Source organism: Ligilactobacillus saerimneri DSM 16049, assembly GCF_000423265.1.
GTDB classification, from domain to species: Bacteria; Bacillota; Bacilli; order Lactobacillales; family Lactobacillaceae; genus Ligilactobacillus; species Ligilactobacillus saerimneri.
The window spans coordinates 16,361-37,578 of the sequence record NZ_AUHQ01000003.1; the positions used below are offsets into that span (position 1 = coordinate 16,361).

The 21,218-nt window shown below is 44.2% G+C and carries 20 protein-coding genes, 2 tRNA genes and 1 pseudogene; 13 read left to right on the top strand and 10 right to left on the bottom strand.

What is annotated here, in order from left to right; genetic code table 11:
- Positions 1–21: 21 nt before the first annotated feature.
- From G541_RS0101715 to G541_RS0101730, 4 genes are all read right to left on the bottom strand, one after another.
- Positions 22–255 carry a hypothetical protein gene (locus G541_RS0101715; RefSeq protein ID WP_009551410.1) on the bottom strand — a complete coding sequence of 78 codons (234 nt, stop codon included), beginning with the start codon at positions 253–255 and terminating at the stop codon, positions 22–24.
- Between the two features lie 131 nt (positions 256–386).
- Positions 387–459 (bottom strand) — tRNA-Lys (locus tag G541_RS0101720).
- Between the two features lie 67 nt (positions 460–526).
- Positions 527–1,042 carry an SA1002 family membrane protein gene (locus tag G541_RS0101725; RefSeq protein ID WP_027826278.1) on the bottom strand — a complete coding sequence of 172 codons (516 nt, stop codon included), beginning with the start codon at positions 1,040–1,042 and terminating at the stop codon, positions 527–529.
- Positions 1,043–1,101: 59 nt separating this feature from the next.
- Positions 1,102–1,174: transfer RNA gene (locus tag G541_RS0101730), tRNA-Lys, on the bottom strand.
- A 491-nt stretch (positions 1,175–1,665) separates the two neighbouring features.
- On the opposite strand from G541_RS0101730, the gene G541_RS0101735 reads away from it, so the two are divergent.
- From G541_RS0101735 to G541_RS0101770, 9 genes are all read left to right on the top strand, one after another.
- Positions 1,666–2,724, top strand: a complete 1,059-nt coding sequence (locus G541_RS0101735; protein WP_027826279.1) for a MucBP domain-containing protein — start codon at positions 1,666–1,668, stop codon at positions 2,722–2,724.
- Between the two features lie 42 nt (positions 2,725–2,766).
- Positions 2,767–2,937: a hypothetical protein gene (locus G541_RS10340; protein ID WP_155824438.1), complete on the top strand. Its 171-nt coding sequence runs from the start codon at positions 2,767–2,769 to the stop codon at positions 2,935–2,937.
- A gap of 354 nt (positions 2,938–3,291) precedes the next feature.
- Positions 3,292–4,770 (top strand): BglG family transcription antiterminator, encoded by a 1,479-nt coding sequence (locus tag G541_RS0101740; RefSeq protein WP_027826280.1) that lies wholly within the window; start codon positions 3,292–3,294, stop codon positions 4,768–4,770.
- Positions 4,757–5,203 (top strand): PTS sugar transporter subunit IIA, encoded by a 447-nt coding sequence (locus G541_RS0101745; RefSeq protein WP_027826281.1) that lies wholly within the window; start codon positions 4,757–4,759, stop codon positions 5,201–5,203. Before G541_RS0101740 ends, G541_RS0101745 begins: the two co-directional genes overlap by 14 nt.
- Positions 5,204–5,209: 6 nt before the next feature.
- Positions 5,210–5,674 (top strand): PTS sugar transporter subunit IIA, encoded by a 465-nt coding sequence (locus G541_RS0101750; protein ID WP_027826282.1) that lies wholly within the window; start codon positions 5,210–5,212, stop codon positions 5,672–5,674.
- Positions 5,675–5,693: 19 nt separating this feature from the next.
- The gene (locus G541_RS0101755) at positions 5,694–6,014 is read left to right on the top strand and encodes a PTS fructose transporter subunit IIB (protein WP_027826283.1); all 321 of its coding nucleotides are present in this window, start codon (positions 5,694–5,696) and stop codon (positions 6,012–6,014) included.
- Positions 6,015–6,035: 21 nt separating this feature from the next.
- Positions 6,036–7,160, top strand: a complete 1,125-nt coding sequence (locus G541_RS0101760) for a PTS fructose transporter subunit IIC (protein WP_035162674.1) — start codon at positions 6,036–6,038, stop codon at positions 7,158–7,160.
- A 23-nt stretch (positions 7,161–7,183) separates the two neighbouring features.
- A complete protein-coding gene (locus G541_RS0101765; RefSeq protein WP_027826285.1) occupies positions 7,184–8,041 on the top strand; it encodes a class II fructose-bisphosphate aldolase in 858 nt (285 codons plus the stop codon).
- A 48-nt stretch (positions 8,042–8,089) separates the two neighbouring features.
- The gene (locus G541_RS0101770; protein ID WP_035162677.1) at positions 8,090–8,989 is read left to right on the top strand and encodes a ketose-bisphosphate aldolase; all 900 of its coding nucleotides are present in this window, start codon (positions 8,090–8,092) and stop codon (positions 8,987–8,989) included.
- A gap of 388 nt (positions 8,990–9,377) precedes the next feature.
- Here G541_RS0101770 and G541_RS0101775 read toward each other — a convergent pair whose 3' ends face one another.
- Genes G541_RS0101775 through G541_RS0101790 form a run of 4 tightly spaced genes read right to left on the bottom strand, consistent with a single transcriptional unit; the run spans position 9,378 to position 13,137 of the window.
- Positions 9,378–10,448: an ABC transporter substrate-binding protein gene (locus tag G541_RS0101775; RefSeq protein ID WP_027826287.1), complete on the bottom strand. Its 1,071-nt coding sequence runs from the start codon at positions 10,446–10,448 to the stop codon at positions 9,378–9,380.
- Positions 10,445–11,245 (bottom strand): ABC transporter permease, encoded by an 801-nt coding sequence (locus G541_RS0101780; protein ID WP_027826288.1) that lies wholly within the window; start codon positions 11,243–11,245, stop codon positions 10,445–10,447. Before G541_RS0101780 ends, G541_RS0101775 begins: the two co-directional genes overlap by 4 nt.
- Before the next feature lies 1 nt (position 11,246).
- Positions 11,247–12,056 (bottom strand): ABC transporter permease, encoded by an 810-nt coding sequence (locus G541_RS0101785; protein WP_027826289.1) that lies wholly within the window; start codon positions 12,054–12,056, stop codon positions 11,247–11,249.
- Entirely contained in the window at positions 12,043–13,137 is a 1,095-nt protein-coding gene (locus G541_RS0101790) for an ABC transporter ATP-binding protein (protein ID WP_035162715.1), read from the bottom strand. Before G541_RS0101790 ends, G541_RS0101785 begins: the two co-directional genes overlap by 14 nt.
- Positions 13,138–13,457: 320 nt before the next feature.
- Between G541_RS0101790 and gdhA the strand changes: the two genes are divergently transcribed.
- The 4 genes and pseudogenes from gdhA to G541_RS0101810 all read left to right on the top strand — a co-directional run bounded on the left by gdhA (position 13,458) and on the right by G541_RS0101810 (position 18,549).
- On the top strand, positions 13,458–14,792 hold the full coding sequence (gdhA, locus tag G541_RS0101795; protein ID WP_027826291.1) for an NADP-specific glutamate dehydrogenase: 1,335 nt from the start codon (positions 13,458–13,460) through the stop codon (positions 14,790–14,792).
- 176 nt (positions 14,793–14,968) lie between these two features.
- Positions 14,969–15,838 (top strand): annotated as a pseudogene (locus G541_RS09155) (aldo/keto reductase).
- A 47-nt stretch (positions 15,839–15,885) separates the two neighbouring features.
- On the top strand, positions 15,886–16,824 hold the full coding sequence (locus G541_RS0101805; protein WP_155824440.1) for an alpha/beta hydrolase: 939 nt from the start codon (positions 15,886–15,888) through the stop codon (positions 16,822–16,824).
- A 162-nt stretch (positions 16,825–16,986) separates the two neighbouring features.
- A complete protein-coding gene (locus G541_RS0101810; RefSeq protein WP_027826293.1) occupies positions 16,987–18,549 on the top strand; it encodes a cation:proton antiporter in 1,563 nt (520 codons plus the stop codon).
- Between the two features lie 88 nt (positions 18,550–18,637).
- On the opposite strand, the gene G541_RS0101815 is transcribed toward G541_RS0101810, so the two are convergent.
- The gene (locus G541_RS0101815; protein ID WP_009551385.1) at positions 18,638–19,990 is read right to left on the bottom strand and encodes a M20/M25/M40 family metallo-hydrolase; all 1,353 of its coding nucleotides are present in this window, start codon (positions 19,988–19,990) and stop codon (positions 18,638–18,640) included.
- Positions 19,991–20,011: 21 nt separating this feature from the next.
- Positions 20,012–21,196 (bottom strand): hypothetical protein, encoded by a 1,185-nt coding sequence (locus G541_RS0101820; RefSeq protein ID WP_027826294.1) that lies wholly within the window; start codon positions 21,194–21,196, stop codon positions 20,012–20,014.
- Positions 21,197–21,218: the final 22 nt, after the last annotated feature.

Sequence of the window (21,218 nt, forward strand, 5' to 3'; positions counted from 1 at the left end):
GTTTGCAATAATTATTATTGGTTAAAGTGACCGGGTGAAATTGGCCCAGATGCCCCAGATGATAAAGCCGAAGAAGGCAACGATACCAACTACGGCAATGCTTAGAGCAAAAAAGAACTTGAAAAAGATCAGTAAAATGAGGAACCCAAAAAAGCTCCCGAACAAGCCAAAAACACCGCGGAAGAAGAAGCGAAGCACCGAAAAGATGCCCCCAAGAAACAGCATCAGAATAACGATCGCCAGTAATGCGCCCATAGCAGCATCCCTCCTTGATTTACTAAACTAAGTATAGCAGATTGTTCTACCATTAACGGGCAAGGCGTGTAAGCTTAAATATTAATTAAATAAAAAAGACGAGGTAAAACCTCGTCTCAGTAAATCTCTGATGGACAGTCAGGGGATCGAACCCTGGACCCACGGATTAAGAGTCCGTTGCTCTGCCAGCTGAGCTAACTGTCCATGTCTTAACAACAGATATTATAATAGCAAGTATCCATTGATAATGCAAGACTTTTTTGAATAAAAATTATATTTCTTCATGGGTGAATTTGAATAAAACAACTGCGATCCAAGAAGCAATGAATGAAGATAATCCAGCAACGAGTAACGCGTTGGCACTCAATGCAGTTAAACTAGAAACATTTTTAATGATTTTAAGCGTCCGGAGGAGATTTTCAAAGATGATTTGGTAGATTGTTGCATAAATCAAACTCCATTGGATGTAGTATTCGATGATAGTGAGCGTGGTCACTGATAGAGGGCGGATCCGATTGAGCAGGCGTAATACCAGGTATAAAAAGACACCCGCAATAATGATCACGAGACCATAGAGCAAGAAAAGTGATCCTATATGCAAATGAGGGAACGACGAACTGAACATATAGGCAAGAACAATGGCTGTAACAATAAAAATAGTGCTCAAAATAATCATCGTAGTGAGTAGGAGCAGAGCGTGGAGAAAGGCGAACTGTTCCCGTTTACGTCGTTGTACAACAATACCGATAATGACCATTACGATCAATAGCCCCCAGGCAACTGTCATGAAAAAACCTCCTTAATAGCAAAAAACAGGCCTGAGATTCCTCAAGCCTGTCACAAGTATGGACAGTCAGGGGATCGAACCCTGGACCCACGGATTAAGAGTCCGTTGCTCTGCCAGCTGAGCTAACTGTCCATTAGTTAAGTAAATTAACAACAAAAATATAATAGCAAAAAAACTGCACAATGACAAGATTTTTTTGATTTGTTGTATCGTGATCACTTCATAGCTGAAGCAAATCAACGAATAATACTTTAACAAATAATTTAGATGAACGCAAGTGAAAATTTACCAACTGCAAATAATAAGTGTTTATTTGCAATTTGCCAGAGTAAAGCAATAAGTGAAAATACAGCCGTTTATGAAAATAACATCGCATATTAAAGATAAAAAATACATACTTAATTTAGCGCATGCTAAAAAAGTATATGGAAGCGTAATGATAATTGGGACCATAATATATTATTATTTATATGCATAAATATACTGTATATAAATGAATAGATTGCTGGTGGAAAGTTGATTGAATGTACTTACTTAAACATAGATAAGTTTATGTTTTTTATATAGAATAATATGTGGAAAATGTTGCTAACACTTATAGTTATAGGAGTTATATGTTCGGAATGGCAGAGACATCAGCCAAAGCAGACGGAACAATAATCGCCGATCAAACCTTGCACGTAATTTATGTTTACCGTAAGTTGGCAGAACCAGTGGTTAAAAAAGGCTCCGTTGACGTCAAATACATTGACCGGGCTACTGGTCAGGAAATTCCTGGTGGGGAATTGGCAGCGGTGGTAACCGATGCCGAAGCTGGAACTAGTTATGGAACCACCAAGAAAGACTTTGATGGTTACACCTTTGCCGGGCTGGATGAAAAATCCGCCGCTGCTAGTGGTAAGGTTGAAGCCGACACAACCCTGCATGTCATCTATACTTATGACAAGCTTCCAGATCCCGTTGTGGAAAAGGGTTCGGTTGACGTAATTTACGTCGATGAACATGGCAACGTTCTGCCAGGTGGTGACCTTACAGTGGTTAAAGATAACGTCCCAGTAGGTGAAAGTTATAGCACCACCCAAAAGGACTTTGCGGGTTATACATTTGTACGGATGGGAACTGGTTCAGCGACTGTTAACGGGAAAGTGACCCCAGGTACCCAGCACGTGATCTACGTTTACAGTAAGAATCTTGATCCGGTACCAGAAATTAAACGGGGAACAGTGACGGTTGTCTACGTTGATGAGCAGGGTAACCCATTGCCAGGCGGTGACGAAACTGTCGTTAAGGATAATGTTCCGGTGGGTGAAGGTTATACCACTACCCAACGGGAGTTTTCAGGTTACACTTTCAATCGTTTAGGTGAGGGATCAGCCGATCCAACGGGAACGGTAGTCCAAGGCAAGCTTCGGGTAGTTTATGTCTACCGGCAGACACCGACGCCAGAACTGCCACCACAACCAGAACAACCATTGGCGCCAGCACCGAAGGTGATGAATTACCGGCGGCCGGCACCGGTTCCGCCAAGAATGCGGACTCAAGCACGGCCGATTCAACGGGCTCAAGCTAAGGCAACATTGCCACAAACAGGTGACAGTGAGACTTCAGTCTTAACGGCACTGGGAATGGTGAGTTTAGGGTTAGCCGGGTTTGCGGTTACTGGTTTGAAAAAGAGATTTTAAGCAAGATAGACTGGCTAAATAAAATGAGTGCAGGATGCTACGATGGGCATCCTGATCTTTTTGAATGCAAAAAAGCGACCGGGTAAGGGTCGCTCGTACTTAGTTGTTGTATATCTCTGGTCAACTATGATCGTTGTTGTCAAAATGGCATCTTACTCTCACAACCCAGACTTTATCGACTCGAACATGTCAGCATGTCGGTTCAAGCCATAGTTGATCTGGATACCGCACATGGTGGGTTAAGCCTGTGGGGAGAAACAAAATAACATTTGCCTGCTGGTAGACAAGGGAAAATGCAGGAAACAGCAACCAAGCTTACCTGATAAATGGTAAGTAATCCCAGAGTCGTTTTTCATTATAACATGATTGCAAAGCGGAGGGAAAAGCTTTTTATTCGTGGTACCGCCTCCATCTGCTCAACCGCAAGGGACACCAAATCTAAGTGTCCTTTGTCCCTAATTGTAAATGTCCTTTAATGTCCGTTGCTGACCCTTGCAACGGACATTTATCGGTAATTTAAGCGCTTTCATTAAAGATAGAATTAAAACTGTCAGGAGGGGGAAAACGATGCTGAAGGATATTGATCAACAAATTATTGATTATTTATTAACTCACACCGAGTTCACCACTTCTGATGAGCTATCAAGTGAACTGGGTGTATCGTCCAAAACGATTACCCGGCATATCGGTAGTATCAATAAAAAGTTTTCTAAACAAATTATCAATGCTAAAAGAGGCCAAGGATACAAACTCGACTATGCCACATACCTGGATGTTGCGAATGAAAATTCGCAAACCAATTCTTCAGTCAAACTCAGACGCGAGTATATTGTTACCAAGTTACTGTTTGCCGCTCCAAATGCGGTAATGATCTATGACTTGGTAAACAAACTCTACATCAGCGAGTCGGTATTGCAGACAGATGTCAAAGAGATTGGTCAACGCCTAGAGAAGTGGGACCTCAAGCTGGTACGCAAGCAGCGGTCCTTACGGGTAGTTGGAAGTGAGAAGGCAGTGCGTGATGCTCTGATCGAAGTCGTATTCCATTTGAGTAATGCGACTGACATCGATGCTTTGAAAAATGATTCAGATTCGATGAATCAAGATGATTTTCATATGGCACTCAGTCAAGTGGAAATTGCAGAGCGCACCTTGAATGGGCTATTGCCATATCCTTACAACGTTAATTTCTTTGCCCACATCTACATCTTGCTCAGCCGGGCCCGCAAGTACAAATTAGTTGATGCTTCCATTGAAAATGAGAAGGACTTGCAGAAGGAATTCCAAAACAATCCAGAAATTTTCAGTGTTTGCCAGACTATTATCACGAATATCCGTGAGTACTTGCACCTGGGGGAAAACACCTTAAAGTCTGAAGCCTATTACCTGTTTGAGTACCTAGTAACTTCCCGTTTCAATTCCTTTGACGGGGTGGTATTAGGTGACGGGGAGCTTTCAGACAAGGTAACCGACCAGTTCGTCGCACTAGTATCCGAGAAGTTGAACTTCATATTTGACGATTCAATTCGAGCAGATATCAGGAGTCATATTCTCGCGATGATCAGTCGGTTAAAGATGAACATTTCGTTGCCCAATGCGTTACTAAACAGTATCAAGCTCGAATACCCTAAGGTGTTTGCAGCAACGCGTGAAGCATCGGCAGTCATCAGCGAGGAGTTTTCTCTTCCCCGGATTTCAGATGACGAAGCAGGCTTTATCTGTTTGTACTTTGTCAAATACTACGTTGCCGCCCGCGAAAATCGGGTTAAAACCTATGTGATCTGTACGACAGGGATCGGGACATCGGGAATTATTTCCACCAAAATTAAAAATGCAATCCCTGAAATTGAGATCGTTGGTATAGCTTCGACATTTGACATCGAGAAAATTCTTGATTCAAGTCCAAATATCGAGTTGCTGATTAGTACAGTACCACTGAAGAGTGAGGTTGATGTGCCAGTCGAACAGGTTAGTGCCTTTTTCACAGAGAAGGATGAACAACAGGTCAAAAAAGTTGTTCAAAGGATCCAAAATGAGAAAAAGTAGTTTGGTTACTGGTCAACAATTGACCGGAGCGAACAAACAGGAGGCTTTGCAGCAGTTAGCGCACGCTGCCGCTACCACTCTTAACCTTGACGAGATAGAAGTTAAAGCGACGTTAATGACGCGTGAAGCCCTTGCTGATACAGCATTAATCAGTGGTATAGCGATTCCTCACATCATCATTGATAAGGAGTTTACCCCGCAAATTTGCGTGGGCCTCCTCGCCAGTCCCCTGGAAGATTGGGATTGCCTGGATGGAACTAAAGTGCATCTTTTATTGGCTTTCGCTGTTCCCCAGCGAACCTTGGTGCACCAGCAAGAGATAAGAGAGATTAGTGAAATGATAACCCAGCTGGCTGACGAACAATTTTGTTGGCGCGTTAGCCAAGCACAAACAGTCGCAGAAGTTAGTGCAATTTTAAGTGAAGAGAGGTGAGTAGTGATGGCTGATGAAAAATTTGATATTGCTAAAATCATCAATGCTAACTTGATCGAGTTGCATCTGAAGGGACAAACAAAAGCAGAAGTCATCGACGAACTCAGTAATTTATTGACCGAGGATGGCGACGTTATTGACAAAGAAGCCTTCGTAACTGACGTTTTCAAACGGGAAGAAGAAGGCGCAACTGGGATCGGCCAGGGTGTGGCGATTCCGCACGGCAAGTCGACTGCAGTTCAAAATACAACGATCGCAATAGGCTTGAGTGATCACCCGATTCCATGGGAAACCTTGGATGGCGAACCAGTAACCGCAGTGATTTTGTTTGCAGTCCGTGATCAGGATGCAGATACTCTTCACCTCAAGTTGCTCCAACAGGTCGCGATTCTATTGTCAGATGATGGTTTTATCGAAGCAATGCACTCTGTTAAGACCAAAGAACAGTTGATTGAACTTCTAGGTGCATAAGTTAGGAGATGTCAATATTATGAAAATTGTTTGTGTTTGTGCCTGTACATCAGGTATTGCCCATACGTATTTGGCAAAGGCAAAGTTAGAGAAAGCAGCAAAGGCTTTAGGCCATGAGATTCACGTCGAAACTCAAGGGACAATCGGAACTGAAAACGAATTGACTCCTGAACAAATTGCAGAGGCTGATGTAGCCCTTCTTGCAGTTGATATTGCAACTAGCGGGAACGAACGGTTCAAGGACTTACCAACAGTCAAGGTAGGGACTTCCATCGTGGTTAAGGCTCCAAAACAGCTCTTACAAAAAATTGAAGAACAAGTTAACGCACAGAAGGCTTAATAGAAAGCGTGAGTGATTAATATGGCAAAAAATAATTTATCAGGTGCTAAGAAGGTCGGAAATGCGATTAAAAAGCACTTATTAACGTCAATTTCTTACATGTTGCCGTTGGTTGTTGCATCTGGTTTGTTGATTGCGATTGGTAACTTGATGGGTGGTCAAAACGTCACCTCCATGGCGAAGATGAACTTCCCAAATGCGATGACGACGCTTGGGGTTCTCGGGATGGGCTTACTGCCATCATTCATTTCAGGATATATCGGTTATTCTATTGCTGACCGTCCCGGGATTGCACCAGGATTCTTAGCCGGACAAATTGCTTCCTTCTTAGGAGCAGGGTTCTTAGGCGGGATCATCGGTGGTTTCATCTCCGGTTACATCGCATTGTTACTCAAGAAGTACCTCAAGGTACCAAACTGGGCAAGTGGTCTGATGCCAATGTTGATTATCCCAACTTTGACAGCAATCTTAACTGCCGTAATTATGTTCTTCGTTCTTGGTGATCCATTACAACTGATGACTAAGAGCTTGAACCACTTCATCACTGGCTTGGATCGTTCCCAAAGAGCTATGTACGGCTTCTTGATCGGTTGGATCGGAGCCTTCGACTACGGTGGAGCTATCAGTAAGATTCCTAACCTGATCTGTGACGGTCTGTTGCTTGAAGGGATCAAAGGTCCTGAAGGTATCAAAGTTCTTGCTGCTATGGTTCCTCCATTTGGTGTTACTATTTCTTACTTCATCGCTAAGTTATTCAGAAAGAGAATCTGGACTAAGCAAGAAGTTGACAACATCAAAGTTGCCTTCCCAATGGGTGTCTGCATGATCACTGAAGGTGTTATTCCGATTGCTATGAATGACTTGCTGAGAGTGTTACCAAGTACTTGGATCGGTTGTGGGATCACAGGGATGATCAGTTACAGCCTTGGGAACGAAAGTCCTGTTCCATCTGGTGGTGTGTTCGTTATTCCAGCAATGTCCAAGCCATTGATCGCTGTTATCGCCTTGTTAGCAGGTTCCTTAGTAACAGCTATCTTGTTGGTAATCTTAAAGCGACCTGTATCTGATGATCAATACAACGGCACTTTAGATACTGATGATGACAAGGAAGAAGACGTAGACTTATCAGGTATCACTTTACAATAGGCTCATAACTTGGGGGTAGATGAATGCTAGTTTCAATGGGTAGTATTCTAGAGAGAGCAAACCGTGAAAACTACGGTGTGTTGGCCATTAACGTTTTCAATCTTGAAAGTAGTTATTTGACTATTAAAGCCGCCGAAGAAATGCATGCGCCGATCATCTTGGATCTTCTCATGCAACATATACAAACAGATTTGCCAATGGAAGTTGTCCTCCCAGCAATCCGCCGTCTAGCTGAAGCAGCTACGGTGGAAGTAGCGATCAATTTAGACCACGGGAAAGATGAAGAGTATGTCAAGCAAGCTATCAAAGCCGGGTTTACCGGGGTGATGGTTGACATGTCCGAACATCCATACGCAGAAAACGTCCGAATTACTCGGGAAATCGTACAGTTGGCTCATGATTATGGGGTAACTGTTGAAGCCGAAATCGGAGCAATGGGAGCAACAGCTGGTGAACACTTTACAGATGGAGATATGTTCACTGATCCAGAGCAAGCAATTGATTTTATCCAACAAACTGGAATTGATGTCTGCGCCCTATCTTTCGGATCTTCTCATGGGATTATGCCGGAAGGGTATGTGCCAGAATTCCACTGTGACATCGTTGAAAATGTCAAAAAAGTAACGGGAATTCCGTTAGTCTTGCACGGTGGGTCAGGATGTGGAGCAGAGAACATCCAGGCTTCCGTGAAGGCGGGGATCAATAAGATTAATGTTGGTTCCGATGTTATGCATGCTCAGGCCAATGCCTTGCAAGAACAATTCGCACGTAACCCTGAACGGGACTACGTTGAAATTATGGCAACGACCTTAGAACCAGCGAAGGAAGTGGTCAAAGAATACATCAAGATTTCAGGTTCAGCAGAAAAAAGTGTAATGTAGTTATTTTTATCAGAAAAAATGTAAACGGTTTAAAAGGGGATATATAATATGACTTTAGTTAATATGACTCAAATGTTAGAAGTTGCTAAGAAGAACAAGTTCGCCGTAGGTGCATACAATGTATCTAACATGGAATTATTCCGGATGGCAATCGAACAATGTGAAGCTGACTATGCACCAGCAATCATTGCTATCCACCCAACTGAATTGGAATACTGCAAAGATGACTTCATTAGCTACGTTTTAACACGGATTCGCAACAGCAAGATTCCAGTAGTATTACACATGGACCACGGTGATTCAATTGACAGCGTGACCCGGGCAATTCATGATGGCTTCAGTTCTGTAATGATCGACTTATCTTTGAAGAGCTGGGAAGATAACATCAAAGAAACTGCTGCTACTGTTGAAATGGCACACCGTGTAGGCGTTACTGTCGAAGGTGAAGTCGGGACTATCGGTCAAACAGGGATGCACGTTGAAGGTCACAAGCAAGAAGGTATCTACACTACTGTTGAAGAAGCCACTGACTTCGTTAAGGAAACTGGTGTTGACACACTGGCAGTTGCTATCGGGACTAGCCACGGGATCTACCCATCTGATGTTGAACCAAAGATCCGGATCGACATTTTGAAAGACATTGTTAAGGCTGTACCAGATACACCATTAGTTCTTCACGGTGGTTCATCAAACCCAGATGACCAAATTGCCGACGCTGTTGCTAACGGGATCAGCAAGGTTAATATCTCCTCTGACTACAAGCACGCATTCTTTGCTAAGGTACGTGAAATCTTAGCTGAAAACGATGGCTGGGATCCAAACACCCTCTTCCCAGAAGCAATCGAAGCTGGTAAGAAGGTTGTTCACCACAAGAACGAATTGTTCAATGCTGTTGGTAAGGCTGCCCTTTACGAAGGCATCGACCCATGGCGTGCAGAATTCATCTAAACTTAAGCGTTACGCCTAAGTAACTACCTCTAATTTAAAAAGGCTGGGGCTTGAACACGAAAATGTTCAAGCCCCAGCTTTTTTGTGATGCTTGCACATCACTGCGACTTTATGCACTAGGGCACGGGAGTTACCCGGGTTCGATCACACTGCTATTGTCGTGCTTCGTCGTGCAGAAAGCTATATCTAACTACGGGTCCTCTGATGATACTCATCATTCGTTACCCTAGGTTAGATCACGCTTTCTAACCGTACTACTCAGCACTTCTACTCCTTAACGTGCTCACATCCTCAGATCCCTATCCCTAGCTTTGATCTCTTGCAATGTTTGACATTGCTACGAGTTCATATGCTAGTGCACGGGATCTAACCGAGGATGTTCACACTTCTATTTTGTCATCTTAAACTTCAAAAACAAATCATTATATGTTTGGTTAACCTTGCGAGGCAAGTCCTTATATACTTCCAAATGCTCCATCGTCCGTTCATCCGGATAAAAGGCCTTATTATTAATTATCTCAGGATCCAAATACTTCTTAGCCTGCCGGTTCGGGGTAGCATAACCAACATAGTCGGCATTTTGTGCCGCATTCTTAGGTTCAAGCATAAAATTGATAAAAGCATAAGCAGCCTTGGTATTTTTGGCTGTTTTAGGAATAACAAAGTTGTCATACCAGATATTACTTCCCTCACTAGGAACAACATAATGGAGGTGCGAGTTGACGGCCATCATCTCTGCTGCATCACCTGAATAAGTAACACCTAAAGCTGCTTCGTTTCGTTCAAGATAGAGTTTCATTTCATCACCAACCACTGCCCGGGTGTTGGGCATCAGGTGGGTGAGCTTTTGCTCAGCTGCTACCAAAGTTGCGGTATCAGTAGTATTAACCGAGTGTCCCTGGGTGATCAGCGCGATCCCCATCATGTCACGGGCACTGTCAAGAAGCATTTCTTGTTTGTGAAAACGGGGTTCCCATAACTGGTTCCAGTGCTGGGGGGGATTTTTGACCAGGCGATCATTGTAAATAATGCCCAGGGTCCCCCAGAAGTAAGGAACGGAGTATTTATTACGGGGATCAAAGCTTTGATTGAGCAACCGGGGATCGATATTTTGCAGATTGGGCAATTGTTGGTGATCTAAGGGTCTAATCAGGTGGGCTTTGGCCATCCTGGTAACGGTGTATTCACTAGGGACTGCGAGGTCATACCGAGTCCCTCCTTGCTGGATTTTGGTCAACATCGCCTCGTTAGAATCAAATGTTTCATAGTCGACATGATAACCAGTTTGTTTTTCAAACTTAGTGATCAAAGCAGGATCGATATAATCCCCCCAGTTATAGATGACCAATGTTTTAGTAGGTGATGAAGCCTGCCGACTAGTAGTAAGTTGCCGGTTCCATAATGTCAAACCGCCGATAACAGCGAGCAGGAAGATCACGGCTGATAAGAGTTTCTTCATTGGTTGAGCCTCCTTTTAGCACCTTTCTTAGTAGAAAAGCGGTAGTAAATATAGACTAAGATCAGTGATACAAGGAACATTATTGTAGATAAGGCATTGATTTCAAGATCAATCCCTTGGCGCGCCCGGGAGTAAATTTCAACTGATAAAGTTGAAAAACCATTCCCGGTAACGAAAAAGGTTACAGCAAAATCATCCAATGAATAAGTCAAGGCCATAAAGAAGCCGGCCATGATCCCATCCGTGATCCCCGGAATAGTTACCTGGGAGAAAGCTTGCCACCTAGTAGCTCCCAGGTCATAAGCTGCATCTTTAAGTGATTTGGGTAATTCTTTAACCCGTGGCAGGACCATAAGGACTACGATCGGAATGGAAAAAGCCACATGGCTGAACAATACGGACCAAAAACCCAGTTTAAAACCGAGGAAAGTGAAGAAAATCAAGAAACTTGCCCCGATGATAACATCCGGTGAAACAAGGAGGATGTTATTTAAAATCAGGATATTACGCCGCCACAAGCGGTTATGTATTCCATTGATCATGAGGGCTCCTGCGGTCCCCACTACGGTAGCTAGAAGGGCGGAGAGGAGGGCCAAGACTAAAGTATTAAGAACAATGCTAATCATGCGGGTATCCTGAAAGAGGGCCTGATAATGGACCCATGAAAAGTGATGAAAACCGTCCATGCGCTCACCAGAACTAAATGAATAGTAGATCAAGTAAAAAATGGGCAAGTACATGACTATAAGGACCAGTGCGAGATAAATTCTGCCGATAGAAAAACGTTTTTGAGGCAACTCAGGCACCTCCTTTTTTATTGTTATCGTCTGTTAGTACCATGACTATCAGCATTGCCAGGACTAAAACCACGCCGATGGTCGACCCCATGCCCCAGTTCTGGGTAGTCAAGAAGTGCTCTTCGATTGCTGTACCTAGGGTGATGACTCGGTTTCCCCCAATCAGACGGGTAATCATGAAGAGGGATAGCGATGGGATGAAAACCGCTTGGATCCCAGCGGCAACCCCACTTTTACTCAGGGGGAAAATCACCTTGGTCAAGGTTTGCCACCGGCTGGCTCCCAGGTCGAGGCTGGCATTGATTAGCGAAGTAGGAATCGCTGTGATTGCATTAAAAATTGGGAGCACCATAAATGGTAGTTCAATGTAAGCGGCCACCCAAACAAAGGCGGCATTAGTAAAGAGCAATTGGTGACTTCCTACCCCAATAAAACGCAGAAAGTTATTAATAGACCCATGTTGTCCCAAAAGCCCGATGAACGCATAGGTCTTTAAGAGGAGGTTGATCCAGGTGGGGAGGATGATTAGCGCTAGCCAAAAATCTTTACTACGAAGTTGGGCAATGACATAGGCTACGGGGTAGGCAACCACTAGGGTGATGACGGTGATCACCAGGGCATACCAAACGGAGTTAAAGGTCATTTGGAGGTAGGTTGCCGAATGGATATAGTCACGGTAGTTATCCCAGGTCAGATGACCATTAATATTAAGAAATGATTGATAAAAAATCAAAACCAACGGTGCGGTTACAAACAATGCCAGCCATAAGATATAAGGCAGGGTAAAGACCAGGTGCTTATTCTTGCTCATGAGCGCCTCCTTCTTGGTAAGTAGCTAAACGGGCATCAAAATCAGTTTGGCTTTCATTGAACCGCATGACATGGATGTCTTCGGGATCAAAAGTGATCCCAATTTGCTTACCAACAACGGTTTTATGGATTGAGTTAATCGTCCATTCATGCCCTTCGGTATCACGGACCACGATTTGGTAGTCGACACCACGGAAGAGTTGTGATTCGACCGTTGCTGTGAGCATCCCTTTAGCAACTGAGGTAATATCGAGATCTTCGGGACGCAAAACGACTTCAACTGCTTCGTCAGGTTCAAACCCACCATCAAGGCAAGAGAATTGTCGTCCATCAATTTCAACTGCATAGTCTTCAACCATTGTGGCGGGGATGATGTTAGACTCACCGATAAAGTCAGCAACGAAGTGGTTCAAAGGTTCATCATAAATATCCACTGGGGTTCCTGACTGTTCGATCAGCCCGTTATTGATAATCATTATATGGTCACTCATAGCTAACGCTTCTTCCTGGTCATGAGTGACAAAGATGAAGGTAATCCCCAAGCGCCGTTGGAGCTGGCGGAGTTCTGTTTGCATTTCTTTGCGCAATTTATGATCTAAAGCAGAGAGTGCTTCATCCAAGAGGAGAATCTTGGGCCGATTGACGATGGCGCGGGCAATCGCAACCCGTTGCTTCTGTCCTCCTGATAATTCATCCAGCTCGCGGTCAGCAAAGTCAGCTAGGTGAACGAGATTTAAGGCTTCATTCACCCGGGCAGTGATTTCCTGTTTGTTGACCCGTTGCAAGCGCAAGGCAAAGGCAACATTGTCAAACACATTGAGGTGGGGAAACAAAGCATAGTCCTGAAAGACTGTATTTACCTGGCGCTTGTTGGCTGGAACTTGGTTGATGGTTTGGCCATCAAAAGCAATTGTCCCGCCATCAGGAAATTCAAAGCCCGCAATCAAACGTAAAATGGTAGTTTTTCCGGATCCAGAAGGACCCAAAATGGTATAGAACTTGCCCTCCTCGATTTCAAATGAGATGTCTTGCAAGATAACATTGGATCCGAATTGTTTCTTTACTCCGGTAAACTTGAGCATCGCCAATCATATCACTCCCTTGGTATTAAGTATGTGCTTATGGTAATTATCGTTTATTTTTTTATTTAAATATGTTTATGCCCGTCGTTAATAGAAAGATGATTTGATCGTCTATCAAAGCGGGTTAATTTATTGATGAAAAATTACCGCTGCTAAATCATAGCACTTTGAAGGATATGAAGGAAGAAAAAGTTATCGCGAATATGGAAGTGGGAAATGGTTTTAATTAACTTAAAATGAGCATTTCTTATTGATTTTTAATTTAAACAACGATTATACTAATAAAAAAGACACTTTTTTGTCCTAAAGGAGGTCATCTTATGGCATATGTTGATGATGTATACACCCGCTTGGTACAGCAAAATCCTGCTCAACCAGAATTTCACCAAGCAGTCAAAGAAGTTTTAGAGACGATCCGGCCAGCGGTCGAAGCAAAGGAAGAACGTTATCGTAAATTAGCGCTCCTGGAACGGTTGACAACACCGGACCGGCAACTTTTGTTCCGAGTGCCATGGGTGGATGACCAGGGACAAGTTCAAGTAAATAACGGTTATCGGGTAGAATTTAATAATGCGCTTGGCCCTTACAAGGGAGGGTTACGGTTGCACCCTACGGTTAACCTGGGAATTCTTAAGTTTTTGGGCTTTGAACAGATTTTCAAAAACGCCCTGACGACATTACCTATTGGTGGGGCTAAGGGAGGTTCTGATTTTGACCCTAAGGGAAAATCGGATCGCGAGATTATGGCTTTTTGTCAGAGCTTTATGACAGAGCTGTACAAGTATATTGGGGCAGATATTGATGTTCCAGCCGGTGACATTGGGACCGGTGCCCGCGAAGTAGGATATTTGTTCGGCCAGTACAAACGGTTGACCAACCGCTTTGAAGGGGTATTAACAGGCAAAGGCCTGGCGTGGGGTGGTTCCCTGGTCCGAACTGAAGCTACGGGCTATGGTTTGCTTTATCTTGTAGAAGCCTTATTAGCGAGCCAAGGACAAGATCTCCAAGGCAAGACAGTAACTGTTTCAGGTGCTGGTAACGTCGCAATCTATGCCGTTGAAAAGGCCCAACAGTTGGGAGCCAAGGTCGTTACGGTGTCTGATTCCTCAGGGTGGGTTTATGATCCAGCCGGGATTGATGTAGCTTTACTCAAAGAGGTTAAAGAGCAACGCCGGGAACGGCTGACAGCATATGCTTCAGTTCGAGAAAGTGCCACATATCATGACGGGCGGGGTGTATGGACAGTAGCGACCGATATTGCCCTACCATGTGCTACGCAAAATGAGTTGGATTTGGCAGATGCCCAGGCTTTGGTGGCTAACGGTGTGCAAGTAGTAGCAGAGGGAGCTAATATGCCAACCACCCTGGAAGCGACAACTTATCTCCAAGAACAAGGGGTGGCCTTCTTGCCAGGCAAAGCAGCAAACGCTGGTGGAGTAGCCGTATCGGCACTGGAAATGAGTCAAAATTCAGAACGCCTATACTGGAGCTTTGCTGAAGTTGATGCTAAGTTACGCCAGATTATGCAGGATATTTTTACTAATATTACAACTACAGCTACTGAATACGGGATGCCGGGTAACTATGTAGCCGGAGCTAATATTGCTAGCTTCTTAAAAGTAGCTGGAGCGATGGAAGCTCAGGGAGTAGTATAAGTTTACTAGTATACGGATGAAAACGGGTGGAAGATAAGTTCTGCCCGTTTGTTAATTTATCCAGAAAGTGGATTAACAAATGTGAAAGCTAACTATTAGTAAGCAAATTACTTTAGTAACAGTTACGGCGAATTGTATAATAATACCGTTAATAATAGTAATTGGGAGGCTTTACAATAACACTAGTCGATGTTAATTCACCAGTAAAACTCAATAACGGGGTAGAAATTCCTTGTGTAGGCTACGGGACTTTCCGGACAGAACCAGCCGCAACAGCCGCTGCGGTCAAGGCTGCCTTGCAAGCAGGTTATCGCCATATTGATACAGCTTCATTGTATAAAAACGAAGCAGGTGTAGGCCAAGCGATCAAAGAATCTGGGTTAGCGCGGGAAGACTTATTTGTTACTTCAAAATTATGGACTTCTGACTGGGGCTATGAAAACGTCAAACAAGCATTTCAAGCCAGCTTAGACCGGTTAAGATTGGATTACCTCGACTTGTATCTGATCCACTGGCCAGCCAATGAAAAGCAGTTCGGGGCTGATGCGGCTAAGATTAATGCAGAAACATGGCGGGCTTTTGAGGAGCTATATCAAGAAGGAAAAGTACGGGCCATTGGCTTGAGTAACTTTATGCCCCACCATGTTAAGAAGTTACTGGAAACAGCAACAATCAAACCGATGGTTGATCAAATTGAAATCCATCCTGGCTGGACGCACGAAGCAGAGATCAAGGAACTCCAAGCGATGGACATTGTAGTTGAAGCCTGGGGACCACTTGGTGGGTAGGGAGCGACTGTTTTAACCAACCCAGTTATGCAAGAAATTGCCATTGCTCATGGTAAGACGACTGCCCAAGTTAGTCTGCGCTGGATCCTCCAACAAGGCGTGGTTCCATTGCCAAAGTCAGTGCATGCAAACCGAATTAAGCAAAACATGGAGATCTTTGATTTTGAACTGACTGATGAAGAAATGGCAAAAATTTTCGCTTTGAAGGACTTAGGTGGGCAGTGCAAGGATCCGGATGAAGTGATTTTTAATTACTAAATAATAATGACCAAGTAAGTTATGGAGTACAATTGAACGGGAGGCTGGTGAGAAAGGAAGACTTTCTCCCAGCCTTTGCTTTTAGTAGGAAGAAGGAAGTACGGATGTATTATCACGAAATAAATTTACGGACTACTGGGACAGCGATGATGAAGGCATATATCTTGGACGAAGAAATTACTCATCGCCGCCATATCAAGCGGCCTCTGATGGTTATCTGTCCGGGTGGTGGTTATTTAACATTAGCCCACCGCGAGAGTGAACCAGTGGTAGCTCGTTTCTTGGGTGCGGGTTACAATGTTGTCTTGGTTGATTATTCTGTTTATTTTAAACAGCGACCAAAAAATCCCGGTGAACCAGGCGTAATTAACCAGGGCTTTCGGATCGCTGATGCTGTTCAAGACTTAGTTCAAGCGTTAAATATTATCCAAGAAAACAGCGACGCTTGGTTTATTGAAACAAGCAGGATATATTTATTAGGTTTTTCGGCGGGGGCCCACCTGGTAGGAACCGTTGCTGAAAACTATCGTGATCCCGAATGGCAAAAAAGATTCGGGGTGCAGTTTACCCAATTAACCTTACAGGGATTGATCTTGGCCTATCCGATGTTGACAGCAACTGAAGTTAACGTCAAAGAAAGGGATGCTTTTCGGGATTTAATGGCACGCGAAGATATCCTACAACTGGATTTAACGCAAAACGTATCTGCCCATATGCCGCGGACTTTTATCTGGCAGGGTAACGAAGATCAAACGGTTAATCCCCTGACGACAACGCAATTTATTCTCAAATTGCAGCAAGCGGGAGTGCCGTGTGAATATCACTTGTATGAAAAAGGAGGCCATGGGGTAGCATTGGCAGACCGAACAAGTGCAACGACTCCTGATTATATCGTGCCTAACTTAGCTCAATGGGTCGATGCAGTTCAGGTGTGGCTTGCTCAAGACGATGGTGAGCTTACGCTCTATCCGGACCTCCGTGAATAATATTGATTAATGGAATAAAGCTGAAATTAGATGATTTTCAGTTTTATTCTTTTTTAATTTTATTTTTTTACATAAACATCAAATTAGTAGCAATTTCAGCTGAAATATGTGTTAATTAATAGAACTATGTAACACGAAGAAAATTAGGAAAGGAATGGTTAGATGGAATTGATTATTTCCGGTGGCACGATCATCATCGTGGCAGCCTTAGCTAGTATTATCAATGAGTTCTTACCCCGGGTTTCAGGAAGTTATGTTGCGATTGCCTTTGGGATTGCCATAGGCTTTATCCCGTTTTTGAATGATTTGGTGGTCAACTTCAATACGGAAATATTCATGCTCTTTGTAGTCGCGCCACTGCTATATTTCGAAGGGCAGGCGACGCGGCTGAATCTGATTTGGCGGCAAGTACGAGCGATCATTTCCCTAGCTTTGGTCTTGGCGTTAGCGATTACCATTGCAGCAGGATTCTCAGTCCATTATTTATTGGGATATAGCTTACCTTTGGCCTTTATCATGGCATCCCTAGCTACCCCAACGGATGCAACAGCTACTGAAGCAGTGTCCGACGGCCTGATAGTCCCTGAACGAACGGAACACGCCCTCAAGTTAGAATCAATGTTCAACGATGCTTCCGGAATTGTGCTTTTGAGTGCTACGTCACTATGGTTGACACGGGGCCACTTGGATGTGCAAGGTTCGATCATGTCCTTTATTGTTGCAGCTGGGGGCGGGGTAGTTTTCGGCTTCCTTTTTGCTTTTGGGATGATTTCTTTTCGGAAATTATTTACCAAGAATTCGACTTATAATGGTCAAGCAATCCTGTACTTATTGACCCCAATCTTTATCTATTTGATTGCTGAACACTTCCATATGTCAGGAATCATCGCAGTGGTGATGGCCGGGTTGGTGCAAAACAGTGAGTCATCGCGTAGTAGCTTCGCCCATGTGAAGCAGTTTCATACCAATTTGGTATTAATGAACTTTACCCAGGCTTTGCTGAATAGCGCGGTGTTTGTGATTCTGGGCTTGATGCTGGTGCGGATCTTCCGTGCTGAACTCGGTTTGGTCAACCTTAGTATCAGTATCGCAACCGGGGCCCTTTTATATGGGATTAATCTTTTAGTACGTTACCTGTACAAGCGGTTCAAACACGTATCCCACCATGAGAGCTTGGTCTTTGCTCTCGGCGGGGTTCGGGGAGCGATCACAATGGCTTTAGTCTTTTCAATTGAAGAAAGTGGTCTGACTAGTGCCCAGTTTAACCAGGTACTTTTGGCAGAAATCTTTTTAATCCTGTTAAGTATGATTGTTCCGACAGTCCTGTTCCGTTTTATCTTACCAGCCGCTACGCCTCCAACTGAGGCGGACGCCACGCGGGATCGGATTCGTCTTGAAATGGTACGGGCCGGGCGCGAAGCAGTCAAAAAGATCTACTTGCCACCCCGGGTGCGGCAACGGGTAATGTATGATTTAGCGGACCAGGCCAACCGAACTAGCCAGCGGGACTTTTGGCAAGAATGGCGTCGGACTAGCGTGTCAGAGCTGACGCAAGGCGAAAAAGAACTGGAACAACGAGCCTTGACCTGGGCGTTGATGCAGGAATGGCGGTATATTGATGAGATTTCACAAAAAGAAGAACTAACTGATGATATTTATCGGTTTTATGATGAAATCACGCTAGCATTGTCGATACTGATGGATCCAGATAATAAATTGCGCTAAATAAACACAAAAGCAGAGTGTCAATTCTTAATGAGAACGGCACTCTGCTTTTTAATGGCTAAAGAAAAGATAGGTTAGAAAGTATAAGTTAAGCTTGCTGACTGAATTCTTCAAGTAAGCGGGCGAGATAACCCGAAGCTTGCTGGTAATCAGTCAAACGGATGTTTTCATTTGGAGCATGAGGGGTGCTAGCAGCGTAGTGAACACCGATCCCCATCAGTGGTGCTTGGGTGACTTCAAAGAATGGAAGCATTGGGCCACCACCAGGTTGATTAGGAACTAGGACAACCTGATCTTGACCATAAACTTCTGCAGCTACGCGTTTACCAAGCTGAACGAACGGATCTTCTAGATTAGTCCGGTAAGCATCTTCTCCTAACAGGAAGTGGAGCTTGATATCAGGGAAACCATTTTTTACAAGTTGATCCTGCAGGTAGCCGACAATAGTTTCTGGGTCTTGCCCTGGAACTAGACGGCAGTCAAGCTTAGCCTTAGCACGTCGAGGGATGACAGTTTTGACCCCATCACCCTCATAGCCAGCTGAAAGGCCATTAATAGTGATGGTTGGTTCAGTCATTACGGCTGTAAACGGTTTGGCTACCGGAAGCTTACCGTGACTAACACCAAAGGTATCAACTACTGCTTGAGTGTCAAAGTCGGGTTCTTGCTGGGCAACTTGTTCGGCTGCATACGGTGACAATGGTTGAACATTGTCATAGAAATGCTCAGCTTTGATCTTGCGGTCTGGCCCATATAGTGTTGCTAGCCCCTGAACGAGGCGCCAAGCAGCATTGTCCAGGTAAGGAGCCAAAGAAGAGTGAGCGTCAGATTGGGCAGTAGTAACTTCAGCTTCAAATGAAGCCACCCCCTTGGTCCCAGCGATAATCTGAAACTTTTCAGCTTCGTTTTTACCGCCACCTTCCCAGATAACAGCGTCACAACTGAGATACTCAGCAGCATCTTGGGCATATTTACCTACATTGGGACTACCAATTTCTTCTTCACCCTCGATGAAGAATTTCAAATTACATGGGAGACCACCATGTTCTTGAAAATACCGGACTACGGCCAAGCGGGACATCAATTCCCCCTTATCATCACAGACCCCGCGGGCAAATAACTTGCCATTACGGACGGTTGGGTCAAACGGATCGGATTCCCATTCATCCAAGGGATCTGGGGGCTGAACATCATAGTGGTTATAGAACAAAATTGTTTTGGCACTGTTGCCAGTGAAGGAGGCAAACACAGCGGGATTTTGGTACTGGTCGAAAACTTTGACCTGGTCAGCTCCCAAGTCCTGGAACCAATCGGTGAGGTAGGTAACGGTTTCTTTAATTCCCCGTCCCTGCGCGGAAACACTAGGAATAGTTAAATATTTAGCACTGGTTTCAAGTTCAGCAGCAACAAACTTTTCAACATCATTGATATCTACTGTCATAAGCAAAGCCTCTTTTCTAAATTAAAGCATGTTGAGGAAGAAGGATGCGATCAATACGGATGCAATCGAAACAGTTGCAAACCCCCCAACCAGCATTTTAGGAAGCATGTTGTCTAAAAGGAAGGCCCGTTCATCGGCATCGTCAGTTAAACTATTAACCACATCGGTAGTTAAAATGTAGTCAGCGGGGAAGCCACACAGGGCAGTGAGAGCACAGGCAAAAGCCATGGGCCGACTCATGCCGAACGGCTTAGCCAGGATAACTGATGCCAAAAACATCCCGAGTAAGCCTAAAGCGATTAAGATCAATGCTTGGAGGAGGATCTTACCGATTGTAGCTGGTGTTGTTGCGTTTAATTCGGCCAAGACGAAAACCAGCAACCCGTACATCAACCAGTTGAAAACTTTGGCCTTATTCAAAGCATCATCAGGTAAGAAGCCAGCCGCATGGGCTACTACCCCGAAGATTAGGCAGAGAACGTTGGCATTGATCACACCATGGAGTAAGCTAGAAATCCAAAAACTGAAAACAGCGACCAGGGCTACTTTAGCCATGATGAAAGCAGGTGTGTCATATTCGGCGCCGAGGCTAAAGAAGCGTTGGCGGTCGTTGCTGCTACCAGAGCCAGTATCGCTGGCAACCGCTGCTTTCGCTGTTGCCGGATCTTTTTGGAAAACAACCTTCAGGCGTGCCCCTTCCTTGCGGAGGCAAGTTGAAATCATAGGAAAACTAATGATGTGGTGGCAAACAAACATTGTTACTGGGTAGGCAACTAAAGCTACCATTCCCGCTTTTTGGATCCCTTGAGTCATCAAAGCGGCTGCTACCAAGCCCCCGGTAAGGGTTGGAACAGTGGAAACAACGAGGTCACGTCCAAAGAATGCTAGCCCGATTGTCAGGGTGAAGATTAAAGTTCCTAACATCCCTAATACGGCGATACAAACGGCTTTCCATTGTTGAACCAACTTTTTTAAATTCATTAAAGTTCCTAAGTGGACCAACAGGATCCCGATGGCAATGGTAATAAATGCTTTAGAATATGATGCTTGGGCAATTAAGTCTTTGGGGAAAACAGTCCAAAAACCGATCAAGAAAATAATCGCAACAACAAAAATTGATGGGATCCAAGAATGAGTTTTTTTAGATACCCATTCACCCAGGAACATGGCGACCATGATGGTCAAAAAACAAAGTAGGTTTTCCATAAGCAGCTTCCTCTCTTTAAAA

Coding starts and splice junctions, on each gene's coding strand:
- G541_RS0101715 (WP_009551410.1), bottom strand. CDS start 255: ATGGGCGCATTACTGGCGATCGTTATTCTGATGCTGTTTCTTGGGGGC.
- G541_RS0101725 (WP_027826278.1), bottom strand. CDS start 1,042: ATGACAGTTGCCTGGGGGCTATTGATCGTAATGGTCATTATCGGTATT.
- G541_RS0101735 (WP_027826279.1), top strand. CDS start 1,666: ATGGCAGAGACATCAGCCAAAGCAGACGGAACAATAATCGCCGATCAA.
- G541_RS10340 (WP_155824438.1), top strand. CDS start 2,767: ATGGGCATCCTGATCTTTTTGAATGCAAAAAAGCGACCGGGTAAGGGT.
- G541_RS0101740 (WP_027826280.1), top strand. CDS start 3,292: ATGCTGAAGGATATTGATCAACAAATTATTGATTATTTATTAACTCAC.
- G541_RS0101745 (WP_027826281.1), top strand. CDS start 4,757: ATGAGAAAAAGTAGTTTGGTTACTGGTCAACAATTGACCGGAGCGAAC.
- G541_RS0101750 (WP_027826282.1), top strand. CDS start 5,210: ATGGCTGATGAAAAATTTGATATTGCTAAAATCATCAATGCTAACTTG.
- G541_RS0101755 (WP_027826283.1), top strand. CDS start 5,694: ATGAAAATTGTTTGTGTTTGTGCCTGTACATCAGGTATTGCCCATACG.
- G541_RS0101760 (WP_035162674.1), top strand. CDS start 6,036: ATGGCAAAAAATAATTTATCAGGTGCTAAGAAGGTCGGAAATGCGATT.
- G541_RS0101765 (WP_027826285.1), top strand. CDS start 7,184: ATGCTAGTTTCAATGGGTAGTATTCTAGAGAGAGCAAACCGTGAAAAC.
- G541_RS0101770 (WP_035162677.1), top strand. CDS start 8,090: ATGACTTTAGTTAATATGACTCAAATGTTAGAAGTTGCTAAGAAGAAC.
- G541_RS0101775 (WP_027826287.1), bottom strand. CDS start 10,448: ATGAAGAAACTCTTATCAGCCGTGATCTTCCTGCTCGCTGTTATCGGC.
- G541_RS0101785 (WP_027826289.1), bottom strand. CDS start 12,056: ATGAGCAAGAATAAGCACCTGGTCTTTACCCTGCCTTATATCTTATGG.
- G541_RS0101790 (WP_035162715.1), bottom strand. CDS start 13,137: ATGCTCAAGTTTACCGGAGTAAAGAAACAATTCGGATCCAATGTTATC.
- gdhA (WP_027826291.1), top strand. CDS start 13,458: ATGGCATATGTTGATGATGTATACACCCGCTTGGTACAGCAAAATCCT.
- G541_RS0101810 (WP_027826293.1), top strand. CDS start 16,987: ATGGAATTGATTATTTCCGGTGGCACGATCATCATCGTGGCAGCCTTA.
- G541_RS0101815 (WP_009551385.1), bottom strand. CDS start 19,990: ATGACAGTAGATATCAATGATGTTGAAAAGTTTGTTGCTGCTGAACTT.
- G541_RS0101820 (WP_027826294.1), bottom strand. CDS start 21,196: ATGGAAAACCTACTTTGTTTTTTGACCATCATGGTCGCCATGTTCCTG.